Annotated in this window: 12 protein-coding genes and 1 pseudogene; 8 read left to right on the top strand and 5 right to left on the bottom strand. The window is 41.2% G+C overall.

The features are described 5' to 3' along the window. Nucleotides 1-6: 6 nt before the first annotated feature. On the bottom strand, nucleotides 7-408 hold the full coding sequence (locus F967_RS07630) for an MCR_0457 family protein (protein ID WP_004682183.1): 402 nt from the start codon (nucleotides 406-408) through the stop codon (nucleotides 7-9). A gap of 151 nt (nucleotides 409-559) precedes the next feature. Further along, nucleotides 560-931, bottom strand: coding sequence for an MCR_0457 family protein (locus F967_RS07625; RefSeq protein ID WP_004761204.1), 372 nt, complete (start codon nucleotides 929-931; stop codon nucleotides 560-562). Nucleotides 932-1034: 103 nt separating this feature from the next. Between F967_RS07625 and surE the strand changes: the two genes are divergently transcribed. From surE to F967_RS14730, 3 genes and pseudogenes are all read left to right on the top strand, one after another. Beyond that, nucleotides 1035-1811, top strand: a complete 777-nt coding sequence (gene surE, locus F967_RS07620) for a 5'/3'-nucleotidase SurE (protein WP_004799154.1) — start codon at nucleotides 1035-1037, stop codon at nucleotides 1809-1811. A 110-nt stretch (nucleotides 1812-1921) separates the two neighbouring features. After that, nucleotides 1922-2755 carry a peptidoglycan DD-metalloendopeptidase family protein gene (locus F967_RS07615; RefSeq protein WP_004682176.1) on the top strand — a complete coding sequence of 278 codons (834 nt, stop codon included), beginning with the start codon at nucleotides 1922-1924 and terminating at the stop codon, nucleotides 2753-2755. A 129-nt stretch (nucleotides 2756-2884) separates the two neighbouring features. Next, nucleotides 2885-3452, top strand: a pseudogene (locus F967_RS14730) (LysR family transcriptional regulator). Between the two features lie 55 nt (nucleotides 3453-3507). Here the strand turns inward: F967_RS14730 and F967_RS07605 are convergent. Then, nucleotides 3508-6135, bottom strand: coding sequence for a Lon protease family protein (locus F967_RS07605; protein WP_004799151.1), 2628 nt, complete (start codon nucleotides 6133-6135; stop codon nucleotides 3508-3510). Nucleotides 6136-6331: 196 nt separating this feature from the next. Here F967_RS07605 and F967_RS07600 point away from each other — a divergent pair, with 196 nt between their 5' ends. From F967_RS07600 to F967_RS07590, 3 genes are all read left to right on the top strand, one after another. Beyond that, nucleotides 6332-8506: an AmpG family muropeptide MFS transporter gene (locus F967_RS07600; RefSeq protein WP_004761195.1), complete on the top strand. Its 2175-nt coding sequence runs from the start codon at nucleotides 6332-6334 to the stop codon at nucleotides 8504-8506. 2 nt (nucleotides 8507-8508) lie between these two features. Continuing rightward, nucleotides 8509-8910 (top strand): lactoylglutathione lyase, encoded by a 402-nt coding sequence (gloA, locus tag F967_RS07595; protein WP_004799149.1) that lies wholly within the window; start codon nucleotides 8509-8511, stop codon nucleotides 8908-8910. A 229-nt stretch (nucleotides 8911-9139) separates the two neighbouring features. After that, the gene (locus F967_RS07590; protein WP_034431099.1) at nucleotides 9140-10198 is read left to right on the top strand and encodes an RNA-guided endonuclease InsQ/TnpB family protein; all 1059 of its coding nucleotides are present in this window, start codon (nucleotides 9140-9142) and stop codon (nucleotides 10196-10198) included. A 34-nt stretch (nucleotides 10199-10232) separates the two neighbouring features. Here the strand turns inward: F967_RS07590 and F967_RS07585 are convergent, their stop codons facing one another. Then, nucleotides 10233-10529, bottom strand: a complete 297-nt coding sequence (locus tag F967_RS07585; protein ID WP_004799147.1) for a hypothetical protein — start codon at nucleotides 10527-10529, stop codon at nucleotides 10233-10235. Between the two features lie 274 nt (nucleotides 10530-10803). Between F967_RS07585 and F967_RS07580 the strand changes: the two genes are divergently transcribed. Next, entirely contained in the window at nucleotides 10804-11766 is a 963-nt protein-coding gene (locus tag F967_RS07580) for an IS30 family transposase (protein ID WP_004799146.1), read from the top strand. Between the two features lie 171 nt (nucleotides 11767-11937). Here F967_RS07580 and F967_RS07575 read toward each other — a convergent pair whose 3' ends face one another. Then, entirely contained in the window at nucleotides 11938-12171 is a 234-nt protein-coding gene (locus F967_RS07575; RefSeq protein WP_004799145.1) for a hypothetical protein, read from the bottom strand. 67 nt (nucleotides 12172-12238) lie between these two features. Here F967_RS07575 and F967_RS07570 point away from each other — a divergent pair. Further along, on the top strand, nucleotides 12239-12684 hold a 446-nt coding region (locus F967_RS07570; RefSeq protein ID WP_171063096.1), incomplete at its 3' end, for a transposase.

The raw sequence follows: 12684 nt of genomic DNA, 5'->3' as shown, positions 1-12684 counted from the left end.
AATCGGTTACTTGGAATAATAATTACGGACATCATTACAGATTTGACGGTTATCTTCGTCCGAGGCTGCCTTGGCAATCTCACGGGCTTCTTTCAAGGGTTGCTTATATTCCTTGGTTTGCATGCGTTTGCTGAGAATCTCAACCGCATTTTTTTCATTGGATAAATAGGACTTGACCAGTGTATCGTAGGCCTTGTTGAACTTTAAATCCTTGCCAATTAGGGTTGGGCAGGTTTCAGACAATACATAAATGACCGCAAGTTCCTGTGGAGACACTTCATCAGACATTGGGGTGACTTCAATCTTTTCAGTTTCAGGCTGTTTGTCTGCTGCGAATGCGGTAGGAACAAAAGTGCTGGCAGCGATGAGGAATGATAAACCTAGTGTTTTTACAACATTTTTCTTCATAAGAAATCAAACTCAAAACAAGACTTAAAGAATTTGAAAAATTTATAGCATAAAAACAGATAAAAATTTGTATGTTTGCTGTAGGGAATATGGAGAAACTGTGGTTTTAAATATCAATATCTAAAACCATTTTAAGGTCTGAATGGCCTGTTTAGCCCTCAAAATTCAATACCTCTTCACATACCGCTTTCTGTTCAGCCTTATCAACCTCTGTGGCAGCTTGACGGGCATCTTTTAGTAAAGTGTTGAATTCAGCATCTTTTTGCAGGTTTTCAAGCGAAGCAGACTTGTCTGAGTAACTACCCAAATAAGAATCCACCATTTTTTTGATATTCTGGTCAAATTTTGCATTCTTACCGATCAGGTTAGGACACATCTCAATCAGCACTTGTGCATTGGCAATATCATCCTTAATCAATGCATCCGCTTCTTTTACTGAAGCTGCGTCAGCAAAAACTGCTGGTGCCACAAGAAATGTGAAACTAACCGCTAAAACTCGAACAAAACTGGATAAATGTCTCATGGCTGCATAAATTTCTCATACTATGAAGATATAAATATATATAATTCAATGAAAATTTCAATTGAAAAAACTGCACAGTAATTTTTGAAGAGACAGAACCTTAGTGAATATCTTAATCGCAAATGATGATGGTGTGTTTGCACCTGGACTGCAAGCCTTGGCGCAGGCGTTAAAACCTTTGGGGCGGGTGGTGGTGGTTGCCCCTGAAAGTGAGCGTAGTGGTTATTCAAGCGCCTTAACCCTGGATCGGCCCTTACGTCCCATCCCCATTTCTGAAGATGTCTGGGCTGTCAATGGCACACCTGCGGACTGTGTATACTTATCCATGAATGGCCTGTTTGATTTCGAATTTGACCTTGTGGTCAGTGGAATCAACAGTGGCGCCAATCTGGGCGATGATGTTCTATATTCAGGTACGGTTGGGGCTGCATTTGAGGGAAGATTGATGAAACATCCAGCAATTGCCGTGTCTTTGGCGGGTGTAAATGTACGTTGCTATGAACATCCGCAGCATTATGCGCAAGCGGCACAATGGGTACATGACTTCATTGCCAAAGGGCTGCCTGTGTTGCCACCGCGTCATATCTTTAATATTAACATTCCCGATGTTGAGCAGATCAAAGGGGCACAGGTGACTTATCAGGGGCGCCGTGCGCAGTCCAAGCCAATCAGCAGCCATGTTGATCCGCGTGGTCGTCAGGTGTACTGGATTGGGCTTGCTGGAGAGGCGGTGACTGATCCACAGTCGGCTTCCAGCCATATCCAGTCTGATTTTTTTGCGGTGTCGAATGGCTATGTCAGCATCACCCCAATTCAGATGGATGCGACCAATTATGCGGTACTGGACAATCTACATAGCTATGTGAATGGACCTGAATAAGCACCTAAATGTTATAACTTTGTGAATATGGAAAGTGAGAACTCGTTTTTTCTCACTTTTTTGGTACTCTTAGGCGCAAATAAGTTAAGGTTTTTTCGATGAGGGCGAAGATGCACTTAAATCATGTTTCGATTTTTCTATCACAAAAAATGATGAAAACAATCGTGCTGTCTACGGTGGTAACACTCACAGCGCTGGTTACTGGTTGTGCATCTAAACCGCAGGTGAATGGTGGCGTTCGCAATGTGCAGGCACCAAATTACTATACAGTGCGTTCAGGCGACACCTTGAGTGGAATCGCAAATCGTTATGGCCTGAATTATCTGGATATTGCCGCATTGAATGACATTGCGGCGCCGTACCGCATCTATGTCAACCAGTCTCTACGCTTAAAGGGCTCTGTAGCGCAACGTACCACCTCAACCCAGGTGTTTACCCAGGCGGCTCCAATCCAGCGTCAGAGCATTAATTTGCCAGCGCAGCAGCCAGTGGTTCCAAAACCGCAACCTGTGGTTCCTAGAACTCAGCCTGTTGTTCCAGTGGCTCCCCTAAACCCATCTTCTTCAACTCTGGCATCCAGCCTGCGTTGGGTAAAACCATCAAATGGTGCGGTCATTCAGGGTTTCAATCTCACAGGTAATGTGAAAGGCATTCGCTATGGTGGAAATGAGGGAGATCCTGTATTTGCCGCTGCAAATGGTCAGGTGGTTTATGCTGCGGATGGTCTGAAAGAATATGGAAACTTGGTGCTGATCAAGCATATTGACGGTTACATCACAGCATACGCCCATAACAGCAAGATGCTGGTGAAGAGTGGGGACAATGTCACGGCAGGACAAAAAATCGCGGAGATGGGCTCTTCTGGTGCTAACCGTGTGATGCTGGAGTTTCAGGTTCGTCTGGATGGTAAACCTGTGAATCCAGCGACTGTTTTACCGAATTAATCTATCCCCTTTAACACATTTTCAACAAATTGTTAATAATCTCTAGTTTACAAGTAGACTTCTCTGTATAATAAGCTCCTTTGCTTTTATTAGAACAATAAGCATATTAATAAATTACGAGGGAAGTCTATGTTAGATCAATTGCGTGCAATGGGGGTCTTTGCTTGCGTTGTAGAAAAAAATTCTTTTAGCGGTGCAGCGAGAGAACTGGGCATCACAACCAGTGCGGTCAGTCAACAAATCCGATCTTTAGAACAAGAAATGGATGTCACCTTACTTCATCGTTCAACCCGAAAACTCAGCCTCACCGAGGCGGGTCAGGCATTCTTTTTAAGCTGTCAGGAAATGCTGGCAGCAGCAGAACGTGGCAAAATCCGTATTAACGAATTGCGTGATGATCTGGTGGGAGATTTGCGTATTGCAACCACGCCTGAGCTGGGTGCGCTGCATGTCATTCCAGCCTTGTCACACTGGATGTCTTGGGCTGGCACGTATTTTATACATGGACATCCAGAAAGAGCTGATTAATGGCACACTGGTTGAGGTGTTGCCTGACTGGCACATGCCTGCCTATACCTTGCATGCCTTAACCTCCAAGCGTGAACAGTATCCAATGAAAGTACAGCGCTGTATTGATGCATTGAAACAATACTTTGTGCAGTTACCTGGTGGTCGCTCTTTGCAGGGCGTTGCTTGAACTGATCAATAAAACCAAAAAGCCATGCTTGAGAGAGCATGGCTTTTTTTATGGATTATTTACGTTTTTTAGCTAAGGTATTGAGAGTTTCAACTTCGACTACAGTTTCATCCGCGGCTTTGGCTTCCATTTCATCCTTTTTGCTTTTCTTACGTTTTTTCTTTTTCTTGGGCTGTTTCGTTTCAACGGCTTCACCATCCTCAATGGCTTGCCAATATTCCAACTGTTCCATCACTGCAGCATAAATGGAGTTTTTGCTGTATCGACCTTTTTTATCGAGGGTGCCAACTGGACGGGCCATCAGAATTTCCAGCGCCTGATCAATGGTGTCAATCGCATGGACATGGAACTGACCAGTTTGTACCGCTTCAATCACATCCTGACGGAGCATCAGGTGCTGCATGTTCTGGCGTGGAATAATCACCCCTTGTTTGCCTGTAAAGCCTTGCAACTTACAGGCATCGAAGAAGCCCTCAATTTTGGCATTCACTCCACCAATTGGCTGTACCTGACCCAACTGGTTCATCGAGCCTGTAATAGCCCATGATTGGTCAATTGGAATTTGACAAATGGCAGAAATTAACGCAGAAAGTTCTGCAACAGTGGCACTATCACCATCCACTTGCCCATAGCTTTGCTCAAACGCCAAGGCGGCAGAGAAGTGCAGGATTTGTTCACGGCCAAAGTGTGCTTTTAAGAAGCTCGACATGAGCAATACACCTTTGGCATGCAATGAGCCACCTAGCTCCACACTGCGTTCAATATCTAAAATATCACCGCCGCCTTGATATACAGAAGCTGTTAGACGCGACGGTAATCCAAATTCGACATCAGCATAATGAATCACTGAGAGGGCATTGATTTGACCAAGACGATGCCCAGAAGTTTCAATCAACTGCGTACCGCGAGACAGGTCTTGCCAGTAGAGCTCACGTAAATAGCCTAAGCGATATTGGCGATGGTGCAGGGCCTGGTTGACATGCTGGTCGGTGACAATCTTGTCATCCGCTTTAAAGGCATGGTGATGCGCTTCGCGGATCAGGTCACCAAGGGTTGAGGCATGTAATGATAAAGAGCTTTGATCCTCAGCCTGACGGCTGGAATCAGTAAGCAATGCGGCTAGTGCAGAACGGTCAAACGGAAGTAATTTATCTGCCTGAACATAGTCGGCAATTAACTGCATATAAGCCTGTTCGTTACTGTCATTACGTTGTAATGTATCGGTAAAGTCGGCACGGATTTTAAAGACACTGCCAAGCTCAGGTTCCACTTCCAGAATTTCATAATAAATTTCAGGTTCGGCCAGTAAAACCACTTTAATATCAAGTGGAACGGAAGCGGGTTCAATGGAGATACTGCCTGTGAGGGTGAGCATATGTTCCAGTGAAGAAAGCTTGAGTTGTCCAGATTTTAAGGCACGTTTCAGGCCTTGCCATGCATAAGGTTGCTCCAGCAATTGTTCCGCTTCCAGCATCAAAAAGCCACCATTGGCCCGATGCAGTGAACCAGAACGAATCAGGGTGAAATCAGTGGTGATCGTACCATTGTGAGTCAGTTGCTCCACATGACCCAATAAATTGTAGTGTGTTGGGAAATCTTCAAAAATAACGGGTGCGCCACTATTTGGTTTATTGGCAATAATCACATTGGCCTGATAACGAGAGGGTACGCGGTTGAACAGTGCAGGAGTAAAGTCATCTTCCTCTTGCTCTAAAATCAACTCAACGTTGTCAATAATGTCTTCGGCGTACTGCTTTAAATAGATATCGAGACCTTTAACCTCTTTGTTCTTATTTAAAATCAGTTCAATACGAGGCATCACCACCTGGGTAGCAATATCACGGTTTAAGCTGGACACCTGATCCCGCGCATCATCTTCCAGATCGCCCAGATGTAAACCCAGACGTTCAAGTTTTTTCTCCATATAACGCATATTGGAGTTGATTTCAGCACGTTCCTTGCTAGTTAATGTGTTCAGGTCATTTTGGGTGAGTTCATGATATTCATTGTCTTTCAACTGCATTGGAATAAAGACATGCTTGTCATTACGGGAAATCAATTTTAAATCGAGTTCCTCACCCTCTTTGGTCAGTTCAACTAATGCCTGTTGCTGTACATCACCCGTATCCTGACGGATACGTTCAATACGGTTGTGATAGGTTTCCGCACTAAAACGGCGTTCCAGCTGCTTTAAGATAATTTGCCATGCCTGCTGCAAGGCATTTTGAAATTTGCTGCCTTGTCCCGCTGGGAAGCGCAGAGCAATCGGTTGTCTTGGGTTCTTGAAATTATTGACATAGACCCAGTCATCAGGGGTAGCCATGGTTTTGGCGTGCTGTTGGAGCAAACGCTTGATCATGGTTCGTTTACCAAGACCAGCCGTACCCACGGCAAAAATGTTATAGCCTGAATAGGGTAAAGAAATCCCTGCCTCGACTGAGGCACGGGCGCGGTCCTGTCCTAAAAAATTATTCAGTGGTTTAATGCGTTTGGTTGAACTTGGAATTTCAGCCAAATCTGGCGTATGTGTCAGTTGGTGTGCATGTAATGCGGTTTTAAGTAGAGTTGCCTGGATGTCGGTCTGTTCAAAAGCACTTGGAAATGAATTGATTTTTGCTGTAATCGTGTTTGTTGGTGTCGAGGATAAAGTTGTTGCGGTCATTTGATCGAGTTTTTGGGTCACTATTGCTATCCAACAAAGAAACGAAAGTTAGGTAATTAAAGGTATACAGTTTTAGGTCCAAAGATCAAGCGAACTTGTGTTTTTTATCGACAAAACAAAACAATAATTTTATTTGATTGCATAAAGCAACTTGCAAGCAGGCGCAAGACGCGATTGAATAGGCACATTCACGCATGTTCATGGAAAATAATAACCAATGACAACTCAAGCCACTGGCTGGGCATCCGCATTTAAGGCATTTTGGGATCGCCGTGCCCTGATTATGTTATTTCTGGGTTTCTCGGCAGGGATTCCGATTCTACTGATTTTTTCCAGTTTATCGCTGTGGCTGGGTGAGGCTGGTATTGATAAGAGTGCGGTGACCTTTTTTAGTTGGGCGGCATTGGGTTACTCTTTTAAATTCGTTTGGGCACCATTGATTGATGAATTGCCTGTTCCATTATTAACGAAAAGTTTAGGCCGTCGCCGTGCTTGGTTGTTGATTGCACAGTCTTTGATTATATGTGCAATTTGTATCATGGCATTTTCCGACCCAGCACTTGGACAAAGCTATTTAATTCAAATGGCAGTAGGTGCCGTTTTATTAGGATTCTCGGCAGCGACTCAAGATATTGTCATCGATGCTTATCGTATTGAACTTGCTGAAAGTGAGATGCAAACGGTTTTAGCTTCAACTTACAACGCAGGTTATCGTATTGGGATGATCGTTGCAGGTGCAGGGGCTTTATTTCTTGCTGCTTATTTAGGTACAGCTAAAGGCAATTATATCTATGAAGCATGGAAATATACTTATCTAACCATGGCAGCAGTCATGGTGGTTGGTATTATTACAACTTTATGCATTCGTGAACCTCAAGTAAATCGTGTTTATAAACATTATAAAACTACAGATTACTATCGCTTAGTCTTTGTATTCTTTATTGCTGTTGCAACTTTTGTTGTCAGTTATATTTACTCTGGGAATGTAACAGATGCTACCGCTAAAGCCGCAAATATTAAAGACACCGCAGCTTTATTTGGTTTAGAAGCCCTACGCTTTTTAACTGCTACAGCCACAGCTTTATTGGTTGGTTTTGGTTTAGTTAAAATTGGCGTCGTGAATCAACAAATGGCAAAAGAAACCTGGGTTGCCCCAGTTTTAGAATTCTTCAAACGTTACGGTATTAAACTTGCCTTAGTGCTTTTGCTGCTGATTGGTTTTTTCCGCATCTCAGACATCATTGCAGGAGTGATTTCCAATGTGTTCTATCAAGATCTAAATTTCAGTAAAGAACAAATTGCTGAGGCTGTGAAAATCTATGGTGTGATCTTTAGTTTAGTTGGTGGTTTTCTCGGTGGTTTGTTAGCGCAACGCATGAACATTATGAAACTGATGTTCGTGGGCGCAGTGTTGGCCAGTTCAACCAATTTAATTTTTATCGGCTTGGTCAAATCAGGAAAACCACTTGCTCCAGTTGAGGTTCAGGTCGGAAATAAACATTATCAAGTGCAAACCGATGATGTTGGATATTGGAAATTACAAGTGCCGAATGACGTCTTGGCAAAAACAAATTCGGTACAGGTAAGTACTCAGTACCAAAATCAGAGCGATACCAATGTAACTCTTGCAATACCATATTTAGTAAATGCCCAGCACGCTCAGATTCAATTATTACCAATCAGTGGTGATGATCAATTAACGGAAAAAGAATTGAAGCAAAGTCTAGTCGTTAAAGGGCAATTAGCAGGGCTTAAAAATGAAGATTTAAATCAGGATAAGCCTGTTATTCTTAAATTAGATAATCAAGAGTTTGCTGCGAAACTGGATGATAAAGGAATATTTACTGGTGCTGTAGATGGAAAGCTATTACAAGCATCTCCCACTAAAACCATTAAAGCTTTTGTTAATTTCAAAAATAATAGTGCAAGCAAGTTATTTGCAACAAGATCATATCGTATTAATACTGCATCACATGTTGAAACCACACTCGATGTCGATATTCAGCCAATTGCTGTGGTCGATCCAAGTCAGTCAGGCACAATAGAACTTTCTGGCAAAGTGATAAAAGGTTATAGCTCATTGTGGCTGTATTTTGCCATTATTGTCGATAATTTAGCCTCAGGTTTAGCTGGTGCTGCATTTATTGCCTTTTTATCTAGCTTAACGAGTGTGTCATTTACTGCGGTTCAATATGCGATTTTTAGTTCTTTAATGACGCTCACACCCAAATTATTGGGAGGATATTCAGGAACGATTGTGAGTAATATTGGCTACCCAAATTTCTTTTTAATGACGACTTTAATTGGAATTCCAATTTTGATTCTTGTGGTTTGGGTTGCTAAACTATTACGTGACCATGAAAACCAAACAATTCAACAGACAGGTGAATAACTATGCGCATGTTACATACGATGTTACGAGTAGGTAATTTAGAACAATCTTTAAAGTTCTACACTGAGGTACTTGGTATGAAATTACTACGTCAACGTGATTATGAAGAGGGGCGTTTCACCCTGGCTTTTGTGGGCTATGGTGATGAAGAAAATAACACTGTGCTTGAGCTGACTCATAACTGGGATACAGCAAGCTATGATTTAGGCAATGCTTATGGTCATATTGCGATTGGTGTTGATGATGCCTATAAGGCATGTGAGGAGATCAAGGCACGTGGTGGTAAGGTAGTGCGTGAGGCTGGCCCGATGAAAGGTGGGGTGACCGTGATAGCTTTTGTTGAAGATCCAGATGGCTATAAAATTGAGTTGATTCAACAAGATCAAAATGCTCGTAATAATTAGTATGGTGTATATTGAGTCATATAGGGTTGATTTTTATTAAGCCTTTTACTTAAAAACTGCAATATGATGTTTTTAATCTCATATTGCAGTTTTTTTATCCATTGGAGCGTAAAACCTCGGGGTTTAGCCCGAGGATATAAGCGACTGGCGTAAGCCATACGACATGAAATGTCGTTTTAAATACTTTTGCTATAATCACTATTAAGAAAAATACGGTTAAAATAATTGTATGAAGACACTCAAATTACGAATAAAAGACAAACATTGCAAGATGCTAGACCAACTAGCGTTGGAGGTAAACTTTGTTTGGAATTATGTCAATGATTTGTGTTTCAAGCATCTACAACGCAAACAACAATTCTTTTCAGCATACGATATTGCTAAATACACAAAAGGCACATCGAAAGAATGTAATTTGCATAGCCAAACGATTCAGGCGGTCACAGAAGAATTAGTGACAAGACGCAAGCAATTCAAAAAAGCAAAACTGAAATGGCGAGTCAGCAATAAAAAATCAGCTAGGCGTTCATTGGGCTGGATACCATTCAAAAAAGTTGCAATCAAATATGCTGATGGATATGTTCAATACGGCAAGCATCAATTCAAACTATGGGACAGCTACGGACTAAGCAAATACAATGTTAAAACAGGCTCGTTTGTAGAGGATAGTCGTGGGCGTTGGTATGTCTGTCTTGTAGTTGATTCAATTAAAACAGAGAAAACCAGCGCTAAAACCTCAATTGGTATAGATTTGGGATTAAAAGACTTAGCTACTTGTTCAGATGGTATAAAGCTCAAAGCTTCTAAAATCTATCGACAATACGAACAAAAACTTGGCATTGCTCAACGTGCGAGAAATAAAAAGCGCGTCAAAGCGATTCACGCCAAGATTAAAAATATACGTCAAAACATGTTGCATCAATTCAGTCATAAACTGGTGAATGAACATGCAGCAATCTTCATTGGCAATGTGAATGCCAAAGCACTAGCACGGACTAAATTAGCTAAGTCTGTATTAGATGCCAGTTGGACAACACTAAGAACCATGCTCAAGTATAAATGCGAGAACGCAGGGGTATGTTATGAAGAAGTCAATGAATCGTATACCACCCAAACGTGTTCGTGCTGTGGCTCACGCTGTAGTAGTCCGAAAGGTAGGACAGGTCTTGGAATAAGAGAATGGCAGTGCATGGAGTGCGGTACGCTCCATGATCGGGATGTAAATTCCGCACTGAATATTCTTGCGCTCGGACATGAGCGTCTAGCAGTAGGAATCCCCGTCCTTTAGGTCGGGGAGGATGTCAATTAATCAGCAAATTAAGTTATTTTGCTAGATATTTATATTCAACATTAACTTTTTGATTCGCTTGTGGAATAGCATTACCAAAGAAGACCACAGAAGTTCCAGTATTACTATAAATTAAATCGAAGCCATTTTGATTACTTACATCACGAGCAACATTCTGTCCTTCAACGGTGACTTTCACTGATGATGGAATTGGTGTTTGTGTAAGGGTAAAACTACTGGCTAGACCAGAAGCAGATTTAATAATCTCATCAAATACAACGGACCAACTTGCTGCATCTGTACAAATAGAAGCAGAGCTGCCGCCTGTCAAACGTGAGATTTCTTTAAAGTGTGCACCACCATAGGCACTACCACCTTGACCATCACAATAAAAATTTGGATCGTCTGGTTGGGTAGTGGTGAAGTCTGGTCTAAGTAAAGTTCCTGTACCTACAATGGAGAAGTAGGTTGCACCTGTTTTGACGAAATAGTCTTTATAATCGCAGATTCAAATCCCAAGTGCAACACATTTGTAATTAGTTGAAAAAGTTAGGTGTATTCATAGAATCATTAGACTTTTTCAACTCGCAATTGGAAAGCACACAATGAAGAAATACACCCAACTTTCTCAAGATGAAAGATACGAAATTTATGCTACTTTGAAAAGTAAAAGTTCAATCGCTACCCTTGCTCGGGAGTTAGGACGTTCACGATCAACCATCTACCGTGAATTAAAAAGAAATACTGGGCAACGTGGATATAGAGCTCAACAGGCAGCTAAATTTGCAAGTCAAAGACGGTACCGTCCTTCATCATCAATGACAGCATTTGCCTTCGCTTATATTGATTATTTGATTGGTTTGGACTGGTCACCCGAACAAATTTCAGGTGCTTTAACACAACGCGGTTGGCTGGATGTACCTTCACATGAGTGGATTTACCAGTACATTTATCAAGATAAATCAAAAGGTGGTAAACTTCATCTACACTTAAGGCATCAGAAGAAATATCGAAAACGCGGTTACAAAAACACGGATTGTAGGGGTCAAATCATTGATAAAACAAGTATTCACTGCCGAGACCAGGTCATTGATCAACGACAACGTTTAGGAGATTTCGAAGGTGACACGGTGATTGGTAAACATCATAAAGGTGCTTTATTGACTCTCGTTGATCGAAAGAGCCTGTATGTACATATTGTTCATTTAGGGCCAACGAGAGCATCCTCTCAAACGATTACTTGTGCACTAGATCGTTTACAAATGAGCCATGCTTATAGTGTGACATTTGATAATGGCAAAGAATTTTCCGAACACAAAAGAATTACTGATGCTGGCATAGAGACGTATTTTGCTGATCCTTACAAGTCTATTCAGCGAGCTAGAAATGAAAATACGAATGGTTTAATCCGTCAATATCTGCCAAAATCATCATCGTTTGATGACGTGTCAAAGGAACAAATAGAGCAGATAGAATTTGCACTCAACCATCGTCCTAGAAAAACCCTAGGTTGGTATACACCGAGTGAAGTTATGGCTGGTTTTTATACTGTTGCACTTGCCGCTTGAATCCGCCATTGTTAAAAACTAGCGCAATGGCTCAAAATATAAAATTGTATAAATCATATTTTATTTATGCTAAACAAAACATTCCTCAAATGAGGAATAGACTTTAGTGACCATTTTGTGATTAGAAATTCAAAATAGTTGATTTTTCCTCTAATAAAATAAAAAGCCCCATTAAACAATGCGGCTAAATAAAGATGTGCTTAAAAAATCCCAAATATCATCCCAAGTAATGGTTTCATTGATAAACTGTTGATCATTATTTAAAGACTTATAGATCACCGTTTTTCCATCACTATTGGCACTTAAAGTGACAGAGTTACCGCTATTGGCTAGAAGAGCGCACAGTGATGATGCATTTCTAAATGGCGTATGTCGCCATGAACGCTCGATTTTATCTGCAAACATTTTTACTATATTAGGACTTACGCATTGACGGATTCAAAAAAGTATTAAAATAGTTTATAAAGTATCTGTGATCAGACGAACTAAACATGCTTCTACAGCAACTTGTACATTACCCATTTATATGGGCTTTCTCATGACAGAACCGAACTCTATTAGCTGCACACAACTTGCCGAGACTTATAATATCTCGCATGATAGTGTAAATCGCTTTCTGGAGCGTGAAGACTACACACCTCACGACCTATATCAAGAAGCAATTCAACATATTGATAATAATAAACTTATATTCAGTATTGATGATACTGTTTTAGATAAACCATATAGTCAACATATGGACTTGGTTAGCTATTTTTGGTCAGGCAAACACCACCGATCCGTCAAGGGTATTAATCTCATTACCTTGTATGCGACAGATCAGAATGGTCAAAATATTCCAATTAATTTCCGAATTTATGACAAATCTGAGGGTAAAACCAAGAATGATTACTTTATGGATATGTTAAGTGAAGTACT

Origin of the sequence: Acinetobacter sp. CIP 102637 (assembly GCF_000368425.1) — a bacterium.
Lineage (GTDB): Bacteria > Pseudomonadota > Gammaproteobacteria > Pseudomonadales > Moraxellaceae > Acinetobacter > Acinetobacter parvus.
This window is presented reverse-complemented; position numbering and strand designations above follow the sequence as displayed.